This is a genomic window from Campylobacter sp. RM5004 (genome assembly GCF_022369455.1).
GTDB lineage: Bacteria > Campylobacterota > Campylobacteria > Campylobacterales > Campylobacteraceae > Campylobacter_E.
Genome location: NZ_CP059599.1, coordinates 1,011,124 through 1,032,462, shown reverse-complemented (window position 1 = coordinate 1,032,462; position 21,339 = coordinate 1,011,124). Strand labels below are relative to the sequence as shown.

The following is a 21,339-nucleotide window of genomic DNA, read 5'->3' as shown; positions in this document are numbered from 1 at the left end:
TTATGAGAGAAATTAAAAAAATATTAATTGCAAATCGTGGTGAAATAGCACTAAGAGCTATTAGAACGATTAAAGAAATGGGAAAAGAAGCGATTTGTATATATTCAAGTGCCGATAAAGATGCTTTATACTTAAAATATTGCGATGCAAGTATCTGTGTTGGTGGTCCAAAGTCAAGCGAAAGTTATTTAAATATTCCATCAATTATAAGTGCTGCAGAATTATGTGGTGCTGATGCGATTTTCCCAGGTTATGGATTTTTAAGTGAAAATCAAAATTTCGTTGAAATTTGTGAGCGTCATAATATTAAATTCATTGGTCCAAGCGTAGAAGCTATGAATACTATGAGTGATAAAAGTAAAGCTAAGCAAGTTATGAAAAGAGCAGGTGTTCCAGTAATTCCTGGTAGTGATGGAGCTATAAAAGATGTTAATATGGCAAAAGAACTAGCAGAAGAAATGGGTTATCCTGTTATTTTAAAAGCTGCTGCAGGTGGTGGTGGCCGTGGTATGCGTGTGGTTGAAAAAGCTGCAGATTTAGAAAAAGCATACTGGTCAGCAGAAAGCGAAGCAACAAGTGCGTTTGGTGATGGAAGAATGTATATAGAAAAATATATCAAAAACCCACGCCATATAGAAGTGCAAATCATAGGAGATAGCTTTGGTAATGTTATTCATGTAGGAGAGCGTGATTGCTCTATGCAAAGAAGACACCAAAAACTAATAGAAGAAAGTCCTGCGAAGATTTTAACTCCTGAAACAAGAGCGAAATTACTTGAAACTGCAGTAAGAGCTGCAAAAGCGATAGGATATGAAGGTGCTGGAACATTTGAGTTCTTATTAGATGATTATCAAAACTTTTATTTCATTGAAATGAATACAAGACTTCAAGTTGAGCACTGCGTAAGCGAAATGTGTAGTGGTGAAGATATAATCCGCCATATGATAAATGTAGCAGAAGGAAAGGCTCTACCTAAACAAGAAGAAATAAGCTTTAAAGGTCATTCAATTGAGTGCAGAATTACAGCAGAAGACCCTAAGACATTTACTCCTTGTCCTGGAAAAATCACAAGATATTCAGCTCCGGGTGGTGCAAATGTAAGAATGGAAAGCCATATTTATCAAGATTATTCAGTTCCGCCGTTTTATGATAGTATGATTGGTAAGCTTGTAGTTTGGGCTCCAACTAGAGAAATGGCAATTCATAAAATGAAATGTGCTTTACAAGAATTAATTGTAGGTGGAATTAAAACTACAAAAGATTTTCATATTTCTATGATGGAAAATCCTGATTTTATTAATAATAAATTTGATACAAACTATTTATCAAGAAGATAATTCCTAAATGAAATTCTTTAAGAATTTCATTTAGCTAAACAACATGAAAGAAATCAATTTTTTTAAACTATCTTTAAATATCTACTTAGAAATGCTGCTAAGGTTTAGCTCGGTAGTTATAAATACTATTATGATTAGCAGATACAATGTATTTTTAATAGGAGCTATGAGTAGTGCGAATCAAATCTTTATAATAGCTACTACGATTTTTTCATTCTTATCAATTGGCTCTAGCGTATTAATCTCTCAAGCACTAGGAGCAAATAACAAAAATCTAGCAATAAAATCAGCTCATATAAGCTTATCTTTTAATGTGATTTTAGGAATATTTATATTTTTTATAATTCATTTTTTTGATTTTAAAATGCTTAAATTACTCAATGTTCCTGATGAGATTTTTAATTATTCTTTGATTTATTTACAAACTATTGCTTATGTAATCTTGCTTGATTGCGTAAATATAGCATTATCATCTGTAATTAGAACCTATGCAAAAGCAAAAGAGCTTATGATAGTTTCACTTGTGATGAATGCTGTTAATATAATTTTTAATGCGATATTTTTGTATAAATATGATTTAGGATTATTTGGCGTTGGAATTTCAAGTATTATTTCAAGAATTGTTTGCCTTATTATGCTTGTTTATATTTATTTTAAGATCGCAAAATTACGCATATACTTTAAGTTATTTTTCAATATTAATAAAGATATTTTTAAAAAGATTTTAACAATAGGTGGCTTTAGTGCAGGTGAAAACCTACTTTGGTCGGCTCAATATATGGTGGTTTTTGCTTTTGTTGGCTTGCTTGGAAAAGACGCAATGAGTATTCAGAGCATATTTTTTCAAATTTCAATGTTTATTTTTACAACAAGTTCGGCTTTAAGTGTTGCAAATGAGATAATCATAGGAAGATTAGTAGGGGCAAAAGAATACGAAAAAGCGTATAAACATAGCTTTGTAATTTTAAAAATAGCAATAATTTTAAGCTTTATTTTTGCTAGTTTTGTATTTATATTTCAAGATTATATTTTTAAAGCACTTGATTTAAATGATGATTTGATTAAGATTATTAAGCCACTTTTCATTATTTCTTTTGTTTTAGAGGCTTCAAGAGCTATGAATATCGTTATGGTAAATTCGCTTAGAGCGAGCAGTGATGCTGCATATCCGTTTTATATGGGAATTATTTTTATGTGGGGAGTTAGTGTTCCTTTGGCTTATATTTTAGGAATACATTTTGGCTTTGCAATGGTTGGGATTTGGAGTGCCTTTGTAGCTGATGAGTTCTTGCGTGGGCTTGCAAATACATATCGTTGGAAGAGTAAAAAATGGCAGAATAAAACAAGCTAAATAAGGATTAGATCTTGCAAAAAGAACAAATTATATACAATATTTAAAGCTTTGTTTTTATTAAAATATATTATTGTTGTTATGTTTTTTACGATAATTTTAAGTCTTTCAATAGGTGGTTTTATAGCATTTATTGCTTTTGTTTTACCAATTTTGCTTGTAATTCTTTATTTCCTAACTTATGTCACTTATAATAAGAAAAATTGTATGCTATGATGAATACTTTGAAATAATTAGGATTTTTAGAAAGACAAGGGTGAATTACTCTATTTTGTAAGTTGTAGAAAAGTTTTTTTAAATAAAGATTTGTATTTATGTTATAACTATGTAAAATTTGTTACTATTATCAATTGCTCTATATTTAATCCAAATGAGTTAAAAAAATTTTTAGAATTATTAAATAATAAAGGTATTAATGAAGAAATTTCAGACATTGATGATAGCTTATTTTATAGTCTTTTTGCTTTAATCAAAAAAGCTAATTCCTATTTTAAATTCCTTTGAAAATCACTAGAATTTGAAATAGGAATTTAAATATTAAAATTGATAATTGTTTTATTAAATGCTATGATACGAAAAACAATCAAGGTTATAGTATGAAAAAAACATTAGAAATCTTAAAAATACTTTTTATGATTTTTGTAATAATTGAAATAGTGATTGCTTTTTACTCAGTTTTTGCAGGTGTTATTTTTAGCATTGGCTCAGATGTAAATGTAATTTATTCAATTATTGTTTGTTTTTTTGCAGCTAATTATTTTATTTATGAAAATTTAAGTCAAATAATAATTTTATTTTACAAAGGATTTATACTTTATCCGCTAATTTATCTTCAAGCTTTTATAATCATATTTTTTATAATACTTTTCTTTAAATTAAGAAAGAAATTTAATAACAAACTTGCTTTTACTTATAGCGTAATACCTGTGATAATAATATTTGCTTTATATAATTATTTTTTTAGAACCATACCTGATTATTCAAGTAAAACTCATGAAAGAATAGTAACTCTAAGTGATTATAAAAAATATCAGCAAGGCTATTGCTTAGAAGAAAATAGGATATTACCTAAAGATGAACTTTATAAAAGAGTAGTGATTGATCATTTTGTAAAACAACAAGAATACAAAAAGATATATACGAAAATACGCTATAACAAAACTTGTGAGTGTGGATACTATATACACAAAGATATTAATTTAGCTAATTACAAAGATTACTTAAGAAAAAATGTTTATTCTAAAGAATATGTTAATTACGATGAATTAGAACCGGTTGATTATACTAATTATATAGTAGTTAAAAATAATATAGCAGGATTTACTAAGCCTATTATCTCCTTTGATAAAGGTGTTATTTTTTATACAGATATAGCTTTTGATTTTCAAGATGATACATATGGAATTTATAAATTATTTCTTCTTGATGAATTTGATGAGCGTGAAGATAAAGAAAAAGAGTATAAATATAGACTTAGAGTTTTTAATCATGAGTTTTTATCATACGAAGCTGATATAAAGAAAAAACGTAGTTATAGACGTAAATTTGATAATTGTGGTTATTCAAACCTAAACCCAGAAAAACAAGCAAAAGAAAGCTTAGAAGAAATAAACTTTAAATAAAAGGAGAAAGCATGGCAAATTTTAGATTAGATTTAAATGGTGATTTTATAAATATTAGAATTATATAAACAAAATAAATCTCATAACAAAGTAATTATAAAACTTCTAATTCCTATTTCAAATTCCTTAAAAAATTATGAGAATTTGAAATAGGAATTTAGGTTAATATAAAAAAGTTTTTATGGTGGTAAGATATCTTGGATCTTACTTTAAAGCTAAGAATAAAACATATAAAGCAGTCACTATAAATCTAATAGATGATAATATAAGGGGTGATTTTTCGCAATTACAGTTAATAGAAGAAAAGTTTAATAAGGAGAAAGTTTGAGCGAATATTTAACTTCTAGTAATTTTACGCCTTTATTTTCTTTAAAAGATAAAAACGCTTATATTACTAGCTTGGTTCATTGTAGTGCTTTGTTTATTTGCTTTTGTGTTTTTATGTATATTGGTAATTTTTGGTTTCTAGTATTAATTTATTTATTATTGCTGCATATTTTGATGAGCGATATTTGCATTGTAAGTTTAAAAAACCTAATATTATATATTTTCATAAGGATTTTATTCATTTTGTTAATCATAGTTGTAGGCAAAGAGATGAGCTTAATGAAGAAGAAAAAACAATATATTTAAAAAATGCTAAAATCTATAAAACCTGCCTTAATATTCAAAGCAAACAACAATTATATAAATTAAATAATTTTTTAAGTATATTTTATATTTTTATGAGTGTTTGTAATTTTATACTTTTAGTATTTTTTAAAAATATTTATAAAATTTTTACTTTAAATTATCAAAGATTTTATGATACTTTATTAATAGAAGATGATGAGAATATTATTTGTATTTATACGGACAAATCTAATTATTCGCTTTTGTATGAATATTTTTTAAATAATTTTAATATTGATATAACAAAGCTTGATTTTAAAATCAAGCCCTTTTTCTTTCATTCGCATTTGGTTTATAAATACACTAAAAGCTAAGCTTATGAAAGCTATTTAAAATCCAAATTCCTATTTCAAATTCTTTTAATTTTCTTCCATTTTTTTTGACATTCTATAAATGAATGAAAAAATTTCGGCTACTGCTTTATACATAGCAGGTGGGATTTCTTCTCCTAATTCAAGTTTACTTAAAACTTCGCATAATTCTTCATCTTCTTTAATTGGTATTCCGTTTTCGTTTGCTAGTTTTATAATGCGTTCGGCTATTTCGCCACTACCTGTTGCCATTACTTTTGGGGCGTTGTTTTTTTCTTTGTTATAGCCTAAGGCTAGAGCTTTTTTAATTTTATTCATATTTTTTTATCAAATCCTATATTCATTTTATATTCTTCTTCATATTTATTTTCTCTAAGTTTGCTAATGAAGAAATTAGAAACTATCAAATCCGCTTTTCTTAAGTCCTTTTTAAACATTTTTGCATGATTTATCAAAGTTTGCCTAAAAACATCATTTTCTATCATCATATTTATATCTAAATATTTATCTTTATTTAGTCCAAGCATTATATTTAAAGAGCCTAATTTTTTAAATTTTAATTTAATTTGAGCGTAAAATCTATCTTCACTATCACTTCTAAAACTTATATTTGATTCATCTAAATCATCAATAGAGTAGGGCAAATAAGTATTAACTTCGTTATTTGCTACTGAAATAATTTGGTTTAATTCAATTTGATTTAATAGTTTTTGGCTCATTTCATAAGCTACTTTATTATCCTTTGCTAAAGCCATTTTGCTAGTTTGAAGCAAAATCGCCTTTGCATCATTTGATACGGCTTTGCTTATATGCTCGTTATTTCTAGGGCTTATGTTATCCATATCTTTTTTTGCTTGATTTAGATGGGTTTTTAATCCTTTTAGCTCGTTTGTGCTTACATAATTTTTAAAACTTTCTTCGTTTTTTAGATTTGCACTAAGTAATCTTGTAAGGTTTTCAATTTTGTTTTGTAGGCTTAGATTTTCTGCATTTAATACATTGCTTATAATTTGATTTTGATTTATTACTTGCTTGATTTCTGGATTTGAAATTAGCTTTAATTCTTCTTTAATATCTTGAGATTTTGTGATTTCTTGCAATGCTTTTAAATCATTTTTAATCTCATCATTTGTTTTTATAATAGGTTTTTCGCTTGTTTTTATCTCTTCTTTGTTTTGTGGTAGTTTGATTTGCTCTTTAATATCTTCTTTTGTGATTGTATTTGTTTTATTTTCTTGAGTTTTATTTAAGGTATTTTCTTGTTTTATTTCTACTTTTTCATTTAGATTTTTATTAATATCGCTTAATTTATTAAAAATTTCGTGATTATTTTTAAGAATTTCTTTGATATTTTCAAGCTTATTTAAGATATTGTTTTCCCCATTTGGCTTTTTATAATTATTATGCATATTTGCTGGGTTATTTACTAATTCTTTCGCTATGTTTTTAATATCTTGCAAACTTGATTTTAGGCTTGCTAGTTTTGGCAATATTGTTTTTAATTTATCATTTTTAACTTCTATGTTTATTAGATTTTTTATTTCGTTATTGATTTTGCTCTCTAGCTTATTTGCTACTTCTATTAGCTTTAATGGTTCATTGTTTTTTTGCAAATACGCTCTTGCGTTTTTTAATAATTCAAATGTTTTTATAATAGAATTATTAGTATTTGTGCCTTTATTTTCTAGTTTTTCATTTATAAAATTTTCAAGTTTTAAAAGTGATTCTTTAGCGTCCATTTTCTCTTGTCCAAGCTTAAAAATCTCACTTTTTAACTCACTTGTTTTAATGTTTTTCATAAAAGAAATTAGCCTAAAGAAGCTTTGTGGCAATACTTGTTCGTTTAGATTAGCTCTTAATTTACTTTCTAAAAAAATACCAGAATTATTCAAGGCTTGAAATAATGCTTTTGAATCTTGCATTTTGGTATTTAATAAATTATCAAGCTTTTTTACAAAAACTTCTAAATCTTTATCCTTGCTAAGTATTGATTTTAATTCCTTTAAATCTTCGGCTATATTTTTAGAAATATTAATGTTTTTTGCATTTTCACCTAATTGATTTAAATCTTTACTAGCTTTTATGCTATCTAGTAATTTATTTACAATTTTTTTAATGCCAAGCTCAAGAGTTTCATCTTCGCTTATGGCTTCGTTTATTAAAGAACTTCCTTCTTTTATGGGTTCTTTTATATCTTTAGTATTATTCGGTTTTAGGTTTGCACCTTGTTGCTTTAGTCCTAAGTCGCTATTTACTAAAGAATTTAAAGTAGTGTTAATATTATTCATCATTGCCTAAATGAACGAACTGGCTAGGTTTTTGTTCGTATTCAATTCTATTTGCTGCATCTATTTTTGGCTGAGTTAGCGTAAAAACACCTAAGCCAAATAATAAGATGATATAAACTAAAATATAAGCATTTGCACCAAAAGTATTAATTGCATATCCTAAAATTATAGGAGATACAACAGAGCTTGATACATAAGCAAACATCAGCGTTCTTCCTATTTCAAGTATTTGTGAGCTTTCTTTTGCTCTATCGCTTGCTCTTGCAAGTGCTAATGCGTAAATGCAAAAAAGCCCCATTCCAAGAAAAAAGCAAAAAATAAAAATAGCTATTTTATTACTAGCTAAAAAATATAAACCAACACTAGAAACAAAAGCAAGGCTTACACAAAATAAAATAGCAATTTTTCTTCCATAAACATCAGATAATCTTCCCATAAATAACTGAGCTATAAATCCACCAAGCATAGCAGTAAAAATAAGCAATGAAATATCTTGAATATTATAATTTAGTGCTAGAAAATATGTTTGCGACATAGAAAAAAACCCATTCATCAAAAATCCACCAACAAAAGCAGCTATAAAAGCTAATTTTGATACATTGAAAATATTTGGAACGCTGATTTTTTTTCTTTCTTTTAGTTTTGGCTGCTTTATTTTTAATAAATTAAGTGGCAAAGAACATAATAAAATAACCAAAACCGCAATTATAAAAACATTATTATAACTAGGCTTTAAATACATTAATAATACACCTATGGCAAAGCCTGAATAAAATACTATTTCATAAATTGATAGCATTCTTGAACGGATTTCGTTTTTTGATTTTTGATTTATCCATGATTCAATGATGATTAATAATGTATAGTATGAAAATCCTATGATAAATCTTAAGATTGCCCATAAATATATATCTTTAATCACTATATGAAGTATGGTTGCGATTGCAAATAATGAAGTAAAAAAACCAAAACTTCTAATATGTCCTACTTTTTGAATTAAAGTATGAGATGCAAAAGTGCTAATTAATGCTCCTAAATATATGCAAGAACTAATTAAGCCTATGTAAAAATCGTTATAACCTAATTCTTTTAATAATATAGGATTAGTGCTAAGTAAAAACGAGTTGCCTACAAATAATAAAAGTGAAGCGAATAATAAAGCTTTTAAAGAATTTATAGTTTTAACCATTTTTAGCCTTTAGTATCGTAATGCTTAATAATATCAATATTGAGCTTACAAAAAATGCACTAACATGAAAAAGATTATTCTTAATTAAAATTCCAGTTAGAATTATAAAAATAATATATGCAAAAATTTTATATAAATTTATAAATACATTAAAATGTTTTAAATGTTTTAAGCTTTCTTTTATGCCTTTTTTTGGTAGTTCAATTTCTAAAGGATTATATAAAAAAAATCTTGGCATACAAGCTATTTGAAACTTTGGTAAAGATTTTTTTAGTTTTATATAGCTAATTAATGGTATTAAAGTATTTGCAAAAAATGCTAGTTGAATGCTAAAAAACGCACTCAAACTAGCAAATATTAAGCATAAAATTGCATCTAAGATTATTAAAGATATAAGAAATTTATACATAAAACATAAGCTTTGCACAAAGCACAATTAATATTGCTAAAGTTAAAGCTAATGGATGAATGATTTTATTTAAAGGATTTGGTTTTTTAAGAATAAATTTATAACTTAAACTAAGTGCAACCATGATAAAAATCAAACAAGCAAAGAAAACTTTTAGCATAAAAATTTGTTGAAAGGTAGTATCAAAATATCCGATTTGACTACCAACCCATTTACTCATCATCATTCCGCCTGTAAGTAGCAATAATAGCACACAAATAGGCATGATTTTAATAGCTTTTTTAGTAATTACTTCCTGAACTTCAGTTCTTAATTCCTGTTTTAAATTCTTTTTAGCTTTACTAAAAATAACAACATCAAAAAACAAATAACCAACAAAAATAATCGCACAAAAAACATGAATAATAAGTGCAAATGGATATAAACTTTCCATATTTTTCCTTTCGTAATTTTTAAATGAGATTATATTTGTCTTTTTTGTTTGTTTTATTGATTTGGCTTAATTATTATAAAAGTTTATTAATAATTATTCTAGGGCATTAAGCCCTAGAGTATTAATCTACTTTAAAGTTTTCAATTTCATTAAAGTTTAGGTATTTGTAGATATTTGCTTTTTTGCTATCGTTTAATTTATCATTTACAAGCTCTAAATATTCGCTTGGATTTGGTAAGCGTCCTAAGATAGCACAAACAGCGCCAAGCTCAGCACTTCCTAAATAAACTTTAGCTCCTATTCCCATTCTGTTATCAAAGTTTCTTGTGCTTGTACTAAACACAATTGCTCCATCATTTACACGAGCTTGATTACCCATACATAAGCTACAACCAGGAACTTCAATTCTTGCTCCTGCAGCACCATAGATTGAGTAATATCCTTCATTTGTTAGTTGAGCTTTATCCATTTTTGTTGGAGGTGCTATCCAAAGGCGAGTTTTAAGCATACCTTTACCTTTTATAATCTCACCTAAAGCTCTATAATGTCCTATATTTGTCATACAAGAACCTATAAATATCTCATCAATATTCTTAGGGCGATTGCTATCAGCTAAAACTTCGCTTAAAGTTGCAACATCGTCAGGATCATTAGGGCATGCTAAAATAGGCTCTTTTACTTGATTTAAGTCTATTTCAAAGATATGCTCATACTCTGCATCTTTATCAGCTCTTAATAAAGTAGGGTTGTTAAGCCATTCTTGCATTCTTGCTTTTCTTCTTAAAAGCGTATTTTTATCATTATAACCTGCTTCAACCATTGCGTCAATTAAGCTTATATTTGATTTTAAGTATTCAGCAATGCTTTCTTTACTAAGATTAACACAACAAGCTGCCGCACTTCTTTCAGCACTTGCATCGCTTAATTCAAATGCTTGTTCTACTTTTAGATTTTCAAGTCCTTCAATTTCTAAGATTTTACCTGCAAAAATATTCTTTTTGCCTTTTTTCTCAACCGTTAAATAACCTTCTTTAATCGCTACATAAGGGATTAGATTTACTAAATCTCTAAGAGTAATTCCAGGTTGTAATTCACCTTTAAAGCGAACTAAAATGCTCTCAGGCACGTTAAGTGGCATAGCCCCTGTAACAGCAGCAAACGCTACTAAACCTGAGCCTGCAGGAAAGCTTATACCTATTGGAAATCTTGTATGTGAATCAGCACCTGTTCCAACCTCATCAGGCATAGCAAAGCGATTTAACCAGCTATGAATAACACCATCGCCAGGCTTAAGCGATACTCCACCTCTTGAACTCATAAAACCAGGTAGAGTTTGATGAGTATTTACATCGCTTGATTTTGGATAAGCTGCAGTATGGCAGAAGCTTTGCATAACAAAATCAGCATTAAATCCTAAGCTTGCAAGCTCTTTTATCTCATCTCTTGTCATTGGTCCTGTTGTATCTTGTGAGCCAACGGTAGTTGTTTTTGGCTCAATATACATTCCAGGAACAACTCCATCTAAGCCGTAAGCACGACCTAACATTTTTTGAGCTAAGGTATAGCCTTTAACTTTAACTTCAGGTTGAGCTGGTTTTTTAAATATTTCTTCTTTTGGCATTCCTAGAACCTCTCTAGCTTTAGCGCATAATCCACGACCTACAATTAGCGGGATTCTACCACCTGCACGAACCTCATCTAAAAGTGTATTAGGTGTAAGTTCAAAAGTAGAAATTACCTTTCCTTCTTTTCTTATTTCGCCTTTTTCAATATCTATTATAAATTTATCATCCATTTCAAGGCTTGTTACATCACAAACAATAGGTAAAGCTCCACTATCTTGGGCAGTATTAAAGAAAATTGGAGCAATAGTTTGACCTAAAATAACACCACCTGTGCGTTTATTTGGAACTCCTTTTATATCTTTACCTAAGTGCCATTGAACTGAATTTATTGCTGATTTACGGCTTGAGCCAGTTCCTACAACATCACCTACATAAGCAACTTCAACTCCTGCTTTTTTAAGTTCTGCGATTTTTTCAATACTTCCTTCTTGTCTTCTTACAAGCATTGCTTGAGCGTGTAAAGGAATATCACTTCTTGTAAATGCTTCACTAGCAGGGCTTAAATCATCGGTATTTGTTTCGCCATTTACCTTAAAGCAAACGCATTCAATTTGCTTTGCAACTTCAGCTCTTTTGATAAACCATTCAGCATTTGCCCAGCTTGTAAGAACTTTTGTAGCGTATTTATTACCATTTTTATGTAATTCAGCAACTTTATCAAAACCATCATGAACGAAAATAATATCTTCTAAAGCATTTGCGGCAAGCTCAGTGATTTCATTATTTTCTAATGCTTTTAACAATACTCTTACATTGTATCCACCTAGCATTGTGCTTAGCATTGAAATTGCTTCAGCTTTTGATATACAGGTGCATTTGCTTTTATCAAATAAGATTTTTTCTAAAAAATCACACTTAATTAATGCCGAATCATCAACACCAACACCAACACGATTAGCTAATAAATCTTTTAATTTTTCACTATTGCTATCGTTATTTTCTAATAACTCACATAATTTCTTAGTTTGCTCTACATTTAACGCTAGTGCAGGGACATTTAAAGCCGCACGCTCATCAACTAATTTTTGATATTCATCTAAAAATGCCATGTTAACTCCTTTAAAATTTTTAAAAATTGTAGGTTATTTAAATAATGAATTAGTATAATTTTACGAAAAATGAATAGGGTCAATATCTATTGTTACTTTTTGTAACTTTTTATAATGGCTTGCTAATTTACTTAACAAAATTTTCTTACTTGATCTAATCAATACATAATATCTGTATTTTTTATCAATCTTTTCAATGGCACATTTTCCATAGCCAATAATTTCGTAATCATCGTAATTTTCTTTACTATTTTTTAGATGGTTTGCTAGTTCATCACACAAATTAGAAGCTTCCATTTCATTTGTTGATGATATTATTAGCCTTAATAATCTTTTAAATGGTGGATAATTATTTCTATATAATTTCTCATCTTCTAAGAACTCATCATAATTTGTTAGATATTTTTCAAAAAAATCTTTATTTTGAGTATTGATTAAAACTTTTGCTTTTTTGCTTCTTCCTGCACGACCTGCTACTTGAATAGCAAGTGCAAGTGTATTTTCACGAGCTTTAAAATCAGGATAGAATAAATACTCATCAAGACCTAAAATCGCACAAAATGTAACATTTTTATAATCATGTCCTTTTGAGATGAGTTGAGTTCCTACTAAAATATCTATATTTCCTAATTCAAATTCTTCTAAGATTTCTTTTAATTTTGTGTTTGAGCTTAGCTCATCGCTATCTAATTTAGCTATTCTTGCACTAGGTAGGGCGATTTTAAGATTTTCGCATAATTGTGCTGTACCTATTATTTTACTCTCAAGCATCGTGCTACCACAATTTTCGCAAGTGTTTTTTAAATATTCTTTTTTACCACAATAATGGCACTTATAAGTTTTATTGTGTAAGCTCATAGGAACAGAACAATTAGGGCAAATTTTTCTTGTATTGCATTCTTTGCAAACTACTTGCCTATAATTTCCACGAACTGGTAAGAAAATCATACTTTGTTCTTTTTTCTCTAAATTTTCTTCTAATAAATCTAGTAAATATGGACTTATTATTTCATTATCGCTATCAAAAAGAATTTCTTTTTCGCTTTTAAAATAAGTTCCTTTCAGTCTAAACTTATTAATATTAGTATTAAAAAAACTTTGAAGACTTGGTGTTGCAGAACCTAAGACTATTTTAGCATTTGAAATACTAGCAAGATAAATGGCTAAATCTCTAGCGTTATAACAAGGATATTTTGAAGATTTATATGAATTATCGTGTTCTTCATCTACAATAATTAAGCCTAGATTAGTAAATGGTAAAAAAAGTGCTGATCTTGCTCCGATTACTAAAGGCTTATTTCCTAATTCAAATTCTATTAAATCTTTTTGTTTTTTTGCCTTAGTTATCTTGCTATGCCAAGTTATGAATGAATCTTTAAAATATACTTTCATTCTTTTTTGCATTTGCGGAGTTAGGCTAATCTCAGGCATTAAAAACAAAGCTTGTTTGCCACTTTTTATACATTCATCTATTAATTTTGCGTATATTTCGGTTTTTCCACTGCCTGTATCTCCAAAAATTAAATTCATTTTATTTTCTTGAATACTCTTTAAGCATTGTTCTTGTTTTTCGTTTAGCTCTATGTTAATTTCGCTACAAATTTTAGTTGTATTTTTTTCTAAATTTTTACTAAAAACAAAGCTATCAAGACATAATGAAATATTAGCAGCATAGTATCTACTCATAAAATTAGCTAATTCAATTTGAGTAGGGCTTAGGCTATCATCGTATATTTTAATAATTTCTTTTGTTTTAAATTCAGGTTTTTCACATTTAGAAATTATAACTGCTTGAACTATTTTTTTACTAAGTTCAACTTCAACTTTAGTGAATAATTTTATTTCTAAAGAGCTTTCGTAGGTTAATTCTTCTAAATTATGACCTAGGATAGCTACTTTATAAAAATACATTATATTGTTGCGGGTTCAAAGCAAGGTATTAGATTATTAATTGAATCAATTCTACTTTTGTTACAACCATTGCAAGTTGCTTTTGCGCATTCGAATTTACCAGTTAAGCTTTTGTAAATTAAATTGAAATAAATATTGCTATTAACAGAATACTTATAGATTAAATAAATTCCATCTTGAGCTCTATCACTAACGCTTGTTAGATAGTTTCCGTAATCTAATTCAGGGTCATAAGTAGCACTAGGTGTACTTCCATCTAATATATACCAAGGTATAATTGTGGTGCTAGTTTTTTCTTTTAAACCAAGAAAAAACCAACCCTTATCCTCATCTCCTCTATCTAAACCATCTTTAAATAAATTTGTAAAAATTTTACTAGCATCTGCTGCTTTTTTTTCAAAATCGTTATAGCTTTCGTTTTGACCTATGATTATATTTTTAAGCAATTGATTATTAGCTTTAGAATTAATTGTATCAATTCCTGTTTTTAGGCTTGTTAATTCAGTTTTAAATCTTAAATCAAAGAATTTAGGTAAAGCAACTGCTGATAATACTCCTATTATTACAATGGCAAATATTAATTCAATCATAGTAAAAGCTTTTTTCACTTTATTTTCCTATTTTTAATTTATTACACTCACTAATATTATTACAAATTAAACTTTTATTAGTTTGTGAATATGCAAAACTTATGCTCTTTTTATTATTAAAATGAAATGTTATAGTGTTTTCTCCAGTGCCATTATTTACTGAAGTCCAACAAGGCGCATTTGATTTAGAAGAATTGCATTCTGCTAATTTATTAAACACCAAATTTTCACTATCCGTAACTACCCCAGTCTTATTTCCAAAATATATATTTTTAGGGAATTTTTTTGAACCTGTTTCATAAAGCATACTTTGAGAATATTGCTCTAAATTAGTGATAATTAAAGCGTGTTGTTCTTTTAGTTTTAAAGCATAAGCATCATCACGACCAGCGAATAATTTCGGTATTGCAACTCCTGCTAAAGTTCCTATAATTACGATTACGAAAATAATTTCTATCATACTCATAGCTTTTTTCATGCTTTATTCCTTTTTAATACTCGCTTTTAGCTTCTTCGTTTAAATCACTGCAAGGTAAAACTTTACCACCAAAATGACTATAACTTTTTAAGCAATTAAATTCACCTTTATAGTATTGAAATATATAGCCAATATTTGTTTTTTTAGGATTTGGATAGTATATAAAAACTTCCCCAGTATTTTTAGACCAACCATTCCAGCTTTCGCCTTTCCCACTTTTAACAGCACTTGCTACATTGCCAAATAAATTACCACTTGCAAAATTGCATTTTCCAGCCCAGTCTAAATTCGCCTTATCACAAAGTGTATTCGGGTAAGTTTTTTTGCCTGTTTCAAGATATTGATTACCAGCGTAAGCTTCTATTCCTTTTCTAATTGCTTCAACTTGTTCTTTTAGTTTAACTATTTGAGCGGTTTGTTTGTTTGCCATCATTTTAGGTATTGCAATCGCTGATAATATTCCTATAACTGCAATTGCAAAAATCATTTCTATCATACTAAAGGCTTTCTTCATCTGCTTTTCCCTTATTGTTAAGAATATTAAGTATATTTAATAGTTCTTCTTGTTGCTTTTTTAAACCTGCTTTAAGCTTTATATTTTCTTCTTCTAATTTCTCAAATTCTTGCATTAATTGAAAGTGTGAGTAACACTTTTTAAGGTATAAATTAATAAATTGTGGAATTTCAATATTGCCATTACTAGGATTAATTTTCTTAATATCATCATTTAAATAAGCTAAAAAATCCTTAGTCGGAACATTGAAATTATAACCCCTAGCTCCTAGGGTTATCGTAAACTTAGTTGTTTCCAAGTAGTTGCTCGATTGATCTTAATGTTTCTTCTTCTATTAGATTCTTATTCAATAATTCTTCTTCTAATTTGCTTATTTCATAAGCCTGTGCTTCACATTTTGCTTTTGCTTGTGTTAGTTCATTCATAAGTCTTTCATTTTCACTAACAAGGTATTTATATTTTTCCATTAATTCAACTATTTTTTGGCTTAATGTGTTTGTTATGTTATCGCTCATTTTGTTTATCCTTAGTAAAATTTTAAAGCTATGATTTTAATTATTTATAGTTAATATAATAAGAAAAAATTGTTTTTTAGGATAAAAATGTTAGAACTAACAAGTAATTACACACCATCACCAGATCAAAAACAAGCAATAGAAAAAATTGTAAAAGGTATAAAGAATGGTAATAAATATCAAACTCTTTTAGGAGTTACTGGCTCAGGTAAAACCTTTACTATGGCAAATGTTATAAATGAACTTAAAATGCCAACACTAATAATGAGCCATAATAAATCACTTTGCGCTCAATTATATAGCGAATTTAAGGGCTTTTTTGCTAAAAATCATGTGGAGTATTTCATAAGTTATTATGATTATTATCAGCCTGAAGCTTATATTCCAAGAACCGATACATTTATAGAAAAAGATAGTGCAGTTAATAGCGATTTGGAAAGACTTCGCCTAAGTTCAACTGCTTCGCTTTTAGCTTATGATGATTGTGTTTGCATTGCAAGTGTAAGTGCAAACTATGGTTTAGGAAATCCTGCTGAATATATAGGAATGGTAGAGTTTTTTGAAGTAGGTAAATGCTATAAACAAAAAGAATTATTACTTCATCTAGTAGCTATGGGATATAGTAGAAATGATGCGTTTTTTGATAGGGGAAATTTCCGTGTAAATGGAGAAATAATAGATATTTATCCAGCTTATTATGAAGATGATGCCATAAGACTTGAGTTTTTTGATGATGAATTAGAAAAAATCTATAGCTTTAATACATTTGATAATAAAAAAATCAAAGATTTTAATAATTTCGTTCTTTATGCTGCAAATCAATTCATCGTTGCAAAACCTACGCTTGAAAAAGCTTGTATAGATATAAAAAATGAGCTTGATGAAAGGCTTGAATATTTCAAAAAGCAAGGCAAATTACTTGAAGCTCAAAGGCTTGAGCAAAGAGTGGAATTTGATTTAGAAATGCTAGAAACTACCGGAATGACTAAAGGAATAGAAAACTATTCAAGGCATTTAAGTGGGCTTAATGCAGGGGAGACTCCTTATACTTTATTTGATTATTTTAAGATTAAACAAAAGCCGTTTTTAGTAATTGTAGATGAAAGCCATGTTAGTTTGCCACAATTTAGGGGAATGTATGCAGGAGATAGGGCTAGAAAGGAAGTTTTGGTTGATTATGGCTTTCGTTTGCCAAGTGCTTTGGATAATCGCCCATTGCAATTTGATGAATTTATTAATAAAGATTGCTTTTTTTTATTTGTTAGTGCAACTCCGGCTGAATTAGAGCTAGAGCTTAGTGGCGAATGTGTATATCAGCAGATTATGCGTCCAACGGGACTGCTTGATCCTGAGATTAGTATAGTTGATAGTGAAAACCAAATAGAGCATTTATACGATGAGATTAAAAAGGTAATCGCAAGAAATGAGCGTGTGTTAATTACAACACTAACTAAAAAAATGGCAGAAGAGCTGCAAAGATACTACACAGAATTAGGAATAAAGTGCAAATATATGCACTCAGATATAGATGCGATTGAACGAAATGAATTAATAATTGGTCTTAGAAATGGCGATTACGATGTTTTAATAGGTATTAACTTGCTTCGTGAAGGACTTGATTTACCTGAAGTTAGTCTTATAGCTATTTTAGATGCTGATAAGGAAGGCTTTTTACGCTCAACTACTAGTTTAATTCAAACAATGGGAAGAGCAGCAAGAAATGTCAATGGTAGAGTGATTTTATATGCTAAAAAAATCACAAAATCAATGCAAGAAGCAATTGATATTACAAGTGAGCGAAGAAGTCTTCAACAAGCTTATAATAAAGAGCATGGAATTATTCCAAGAAGTGTTGAGCGAAAATTAGAGCATACATTAAAACAAACTGATGAAACTCTTAAAAAGAGCAAGATAGAAAAAATGCCAGCAAATGAGCGAGCAAAATTAGTAAAAGAATTAAGAGAAAAAATGCACCTTGCAGCAAAAGAGCTTGATTTTGAACAAGCGGCATTTTATAGAGATGAGATAAAAAAACTACAAAAAATATAAAAGAATTTGAAATAGGAATTAGGCTTTTGGGATAGGGTATAAAGGAATGAAATGGCTTTTAAAAATGATTTTATTTTTTTAATTAAAAATATACTTTTTTATACAGCTTGGTTTTGCTTTTTTGTAGCTTTTTTCTATCTAGGTGATATTATCTATTGGTTTTGTACTTTTATTTTTTATAGAGCATATCTTTTTACAACTAAAAATGATGTAAAAAATCAAATAATCTTTAAAGATAAATTTTATTTAATTTTAAAAAATATTATGTTTTACATATCTTGCTTGTATTTTATGAAAATTATATATGTTATGTGTCTTTATAATGATATTGCTTATAAAAATGTTCAAATTACTGCTAATATTGTATATGTAATAATTTCTGGCATTGTATATTTATATCTTATTAGAGTTTGTAAGAACTATAAGATTTATTTTAAAATATATTTTATTTTATTTTTTGCTATATTTTGTGCTTATTGGTATTATAATGATTATATAAAACAACCAAATGCTTTTATAACAAAGATTTTACAAGCTAAGTTAGAACCTAGAAAATACGAAAATGGTTATTTTGTAAATGATAGTAGTATCTATGATGATATAAATAATCAAATCAAAGGCAAAAGTTATAGTGAAATAAAAGAAATTTTAAAGCAATATGATTTAGATACGAAAGAGCCAGATTATTTTTATTGCTATAAAATGATTTTAGGTGAAGTAATTTATATTTATTTTGTACTTGAAAACGATAAAGTTATTAATATCATAATACATAAATTATCTAAAAATTTAGCAAAACACAATAGGGTATAAGCTAGAAGGATATAGTAATGGCTTTTAAAAATGATTTTATTTTCTTAATTAAAAATATGCTTTTTTATCTAGCTTGGTTTTGCTTTTTTGTAGCTTTAGCTTTGTTTTATTTAGTTTATATAAATCCACTAAGCTTTAATAATCAATTAGATTTCATAATTTATTTTATAATTTCAAGCCTATGTTTTATGCTTTATTATATAATTTCTAAAAGATTAAAAAACTTTGAAATATATTTAACAGATAGATTTTATAGTGTTTTAAAGTATTTATCATTTTATGTAATGTTTATTGCTTTAGCTAATGCTTTGTTTAATCTTTATGTAAAAAATGATTTTATTTTAGATCTTATTTATGCGGTTTTGTTTTTCATAATTTATAAGCTTTTTAGTAAGAATGTAGTTAAAAATCAAGCATTTGCTTTGGCTTTATTATTGGTATTTTGTGCTTATAAATATTATGATTATTTTTTAAAACAGCCAAATGAACTTGTAATGCAGATTATAAAAGCTAAAAAGATTAATTTTGATGATTATTTATTGGTAGATGATATTAACTTAATTAAAACTCTTAATGAAAATATAAAGGATAAAAGCCCTTATGAAGTTTATGAATATTTTAAAGAATTTAAAATGCCAAGATGTTATAAAAACGCTAATATTTGTTATAAAAATGTAGTGTTTGGCAAGACAATTTTCATAACTTTAGTTTATAAAAATAAAAGAATTGAAGAGATTTTTTACAAAGCAAATTCCTAATTCAAATTCCTTGCAAAATCCTTAGAATTTGAAATAGGAATTTGATTAAATAATTTTAATAATTATTTTTAGATATATTATTGCAATTTAAATAAACGGAGCGATAAATGTATTCTAAGCTGATAGAGTTTATAAGAAAATCATTATATTATTTGTTTGTACTTCTTTTTGCATTAATAATTTTAATGATTGGTATTGTTTCTATGGCGATATATAATTTTTTTCAACCTTACGATCATAGTGATTTTGTTAAAGTAACAAAGGAATTAAAAAAAGTTGAAGAAATTTTATTAAAGCAAGGATATAAACCATATTATGATTTTGGTGACAGCAGAACATATAAGGTAAATTACAATGAACTTGGATATGGTTGCATTATTGATGAGTTGCAAAAACAAAAATACGCTATTCAAAATTTTTTTGTGAGATACCTACAAACGCATTTAGAAAAAATCAATAATTATAAAAGTATAGATGAAATAAAAGAAATAAAAAAATTTAGCAAAGATTTATTAAAAACTTCACAAATATATGAATTTAATTATGAGCTAACAATTGATGGCTTTGAGCATTTTTATGATAAAAATTCTTTTATTTTTAAAGATGGAAAATTATTTGTAAAATATTATTACTTTGATTTTAATAATAATTTACTTGAAGAAAATTATGAGTTTTTAATAGATGATTGTGGTTATATTGAGCGTATGTAATAAAAGAGATAATTTGAAAGTAATTAATAATTATTAGGATTTTAAATGTTTTTTAGAATAGTTAAATTAATAAAAACACTGATATTTGTTATAGGTTTATTATGTTTAATACTTGCTTTGTGTTATTTTGCATTAACTTATTTTATAAGTAATAACACCGACCCATTAAAAGAATTTAATGAGCTTAAATCAAAATTATATAGAATTGAAGCAGACCTAAGTGAGAATAATTTAAGCTATTATGATTTTAATACCGATAAAACTTATAAAATAGATTATAATAAATTCGGCTATAAGTGTAGAATTGAATACCTAGAACGACAAAAACTCGCTATAAAAGATTATTTTAATCGTCATGCAAATGTAGAAAAATTAGAAAAAGTTCAAAATTATAAAAACATAGATGAAATAAAAGAAATAAAAGAATTTAACAAAGACTTATTAAAAACTTCAAAAATAAATAATTTTAATAATGAGCTAGTAATAAAAAATGATAAATATTTTTATGATGAAACTTCATTTGTTTTTGAATCTGAAAGATTGTTTGTGAAGTATTATTACTTTGATGAAAATAATGATTTTAAAGAAATTAGTGAAGAGTTTTTTATAGATAGTTGTGGTTATATTGAAAATAGATATAAAGCAATAAGTTCTAAAGGTAGATTTAGATTATAAAAGATAGTTAATTCCTATTTCAAATTCTTTTTAAAATTAA

The 21,339-nt window shown here is 27.2% G+C and carries 21 protein-coding genes; 9 read left to right on the top strand and 12 right to left on the bottom strand.

Annotation, left to right across the window (positions count from 1 at the left end; genetic code table 11):
• Positions 1-2 precede the first annotated feature (2 nt).
• From AVANS_RS05175 to AVANS_RS05160, 4 genes are all read left to right on the top strand, one after another.
• On the top strand, positions 3-1,337 hold the full coding sequence (locus AVANS_RS05175) for an acetyl-CoA carboxylase biotin carboxylase subunit (RefSeq protein ID WP_239816825.1): 1,335 nt from the start codon (positions 3-5) through the stop codon (positions 1,335-1,337).
• Between the two features lie 43 nt (positions 1,338-1,380).
• Positions 1,381-2,688 carry an MATE family efflux transporter gene (locus AVANS_RS05170; RefSeq protein WP_239816824.1) on the top strand — a complete coding sequence of 436 codons (1,308 nt, stop codon included), beginning with the start codon at positions 1,381-1,383 and terminating at the stop codon, positions 2,686-2,688.
• A 596-nt stretch (positions 2,689-3,284) separates the two neighbouring features.
• Entirely contained in the window at positions 3,285-4,310 is a 1,026-nt protein-coding gene (locus tag AVANS_RS05165) for a hypothetical protein (protein ID WP_239816823.1), read from the top strand.
• A gap of 458 nt (positions 4,311-4,768) precedes the next feature.
• Positions 4,769-5,296, top strand: coding sequence for a hypothetical protein (locus tag AVANS_RS05160; RefSeq protein WP_239816822.1), 528 nt, complete (start codon positions 4,769-4,771; stop codon positions 5,294-5,296).
• 45 nt (positions 5,297-5,341) lie between these two features.
• Here the strand turns inward: AVANS_RS05160 and AVANS_RS05155 are convergent, their stop codons facing one another.
• From AVANS_RS05155 to AVANS_RS05100, 12 genes are all read right to left on the bottom strand, one after another.
• Positions 5,342-5,611 carry a FlhB-like flagellar biosynthesis protein gene (locus tag AVANS_RS05155; RefSeq protein WP_239816821.1) on the bottom strand — a complete coding sequence of 90 codons (270 nt, stop codon included), beginning with the start codon at positions 5,609-5,611 and terminating at the stop codon, positions 5,342-5,344.
• A complete protein-coding gene (locus AVANS_RS05150) occupies positions 5,608-7,581 on the bottom strand; it encodes a hypothetical protein (RefSeq protein WP_239816820.1) in 1,974 nt (657 codons plus the stop codon). Before AVANS_RS05150 ends, AVANS_RS05155 begins: the two co-directional genes overlap by 4 nt.
• Positions 7,574-8,770 (bottom strand): MFS transporter, encoded by a 1,197-nt coding sequence (locus AVANS_RS05145; protein ID WP_239816819.1) that lies wholly within the window; start codon positions 8,768-8,770, stop codon positions 7,574-7,576. The genes AVANS_RS05150 and AVANS_RS05145 overlap by 8 nt, the downstream gene beginning before the upstream one ends.
• Complete coding sequence (locus AVANS_RS05140) at positions 8,763-9,179, bottom strand: hypothetical protein (protein ID WP_239816818.1); 417 nt, start codon at positions 9,177-9,179, stop codon at positions 8,763-8,765. The genes AVANS_RS05145 and AVANS_RS05140 overlap by 8 nt, the downstream gene beginning before the upstream one ends.
• On the bottom strand, positions 9,172-9,612 hold the full coding sequence (locus AVANS_RS05135; protein ID WP_239816817.1) for a copper resistance protein CopD: 441 nt from the start codon (positions 9,610-9,612) through the stop codon (positions 9,172-9,174). The genes AVANS_RS05140 and AVANS_RS05135 overlap by 8 nt, the downstream gene beginning before the upstream one ends.
• Before the next feature lie 121 nt (positions 9,613-9,733).
• The gene (locus AVANS_RS05130) at positions 9,734-12,286 is read right to left on the bottom strand and encodes a bifunctional aconitate hydratase 2/2-methylisocitrate dehydratase (RefSeq protein ID WP_239816816.1); all 2,553 of its coding nucleotides are present in this window, start codon (positions 12,284-12,286) and stop codon (positions 9,734-9,736) included.
• A 60-nt stretch (positions 12,287-12,346) separates the two neighbouring features.
• A complete protein-coding gene (locus tag AVANS_RS05125) occupies positions 12,347-14,197 on the bottom strand; it encodes a primosomal protein N' (protein WP_239816815.1) in 1,851 nt (616 codons plus the stop codon).
• A complete protein-coding gene (locus tag AVANS_RS05120) occupies positions 14,197-14,805 on the bottom strand; it encodes a type II secretion system protein (RefSeq protein ID WP_239816814.1) in 609 nt (202 codons plus the stop codon). Before AVANS_RS05120 ends, AVANS_RS05125 begins: the two co-directional genes overlap by 1 nt.
• A 1-nt stretch (position 14,806) precedes the next feature.
• Positions 14,807-15,265, bottom strand: a complete 459-nt coding sequence (locus tag AVANS_RS05115) for a prepilin-type N-terminal cleavage/methylation domain-containing protein (RefSeq protein WP_239816813.1) — start codon at positions 15,263-15,265, stop codon at positions 14,807-14,809.
• A gap of 13 nt (positions 15,266-15,278) precedes the next feature.
• Positions 15,279-15,779: a type II secretion system protein gene (locus AVANS_RS05110; RefSeq protein WP_239816812.1), complete on the bottom strand. Its 501-nt coding sequence runs from the start codon at positions 15,777-15,779 to the stop codon at positions 15,279-15,281.
• Positions 15,763-16,077, bottom strand: coding sequence for a hypothetical protein (locus tag AVANS_RS05105; protein WP_239816811.1), 315 nt, complete (start codon positions 16,075-16,077; stop codon positions 15,763-15,765). The genes AVANS_RS05110 and AVANS_RS05105 overlap by 17 nt, the downstream gene beginning before the upstream one ends.
• Positions 16,064-16,294, bottom strand: coding sequence for a hypothetical protein (locus tag AVANS_RS05100; protein WP_239816810.1), 231 nt, complete (start codon positions 16,292-16,294; stop codon positions 16,064-16,066). The genes AVANS_RS05105 and AVANS_RS05100 overlap by 14 nt, the downstream gene beginning before the upstream one ends.
• An 87-nt stretch (positions 16,295-16,381) precedes the next feature.
• Between AVANS_RS05100 and uvrB the strand changes: the two genes are divergently transcribed.
• The 5 genes from uvrB (at position 16,382) to AVANS_RS05075 (ending at position 21,299) form a co-directional block, all read left to right on the top strand.
• Complete coding sequence (uvrB, locus tag AVANS_RS05095; RefSeq protein WP_239816809.1) at positions 16,382-18,343, top strand: excinuclease ABC subunit UvrB; 1,962 nt, start codon at positions 16,382-16,384, stop codon at positions 18,341-18,343.
• Positions 18,344-18,394: 51 nt separating this feature from the next.
• Positions 18,395-19,156, top strand: coding sequence for a hypothetical protein (locus tag AVANS_RS05090; protein ID WP_239816808.1), 762 nt, complete (start codon positions 18,395-18,397; stop codon positions 19,154-19,156).
• 17 nt (positions 19,157-19,173) lie between these two features.
• A complete protein-coding gene (locus AVANS_RS05085; RefSeq protein WP_239816807.1) occupies positions 19,174-19,914 on the top strand; it encodes a hypothetical protein in 741 nt (246 codons plus the stop codon).
• 107 nt (positions 19,915-20,021) lie between these two features.
• Positions 20,022-20,624, top strand: a complete 603-nt coding sequence (locus AVANS_RS05080) for a hypothetical protein (RefSeq protein WP_239816806.1) — start codon at positions 20,022-20,024, stop codon at positions 20,622-20,624.
• 45 nt (positions 20,625-20,669) lie between these two features.
• Positions 20,670-21,299, top strand: a complete 630-nt coding sequence (locus tag AVANS_RS05075; protein ID WP_239816805.1) for a hypothetical protein — start codon at positions 20,670-20,672, stop codon at positions 21,297-21,299.
• The last annotated feature ends 40 nt before the right edge of the window (positions 21,300-21,339 follow it).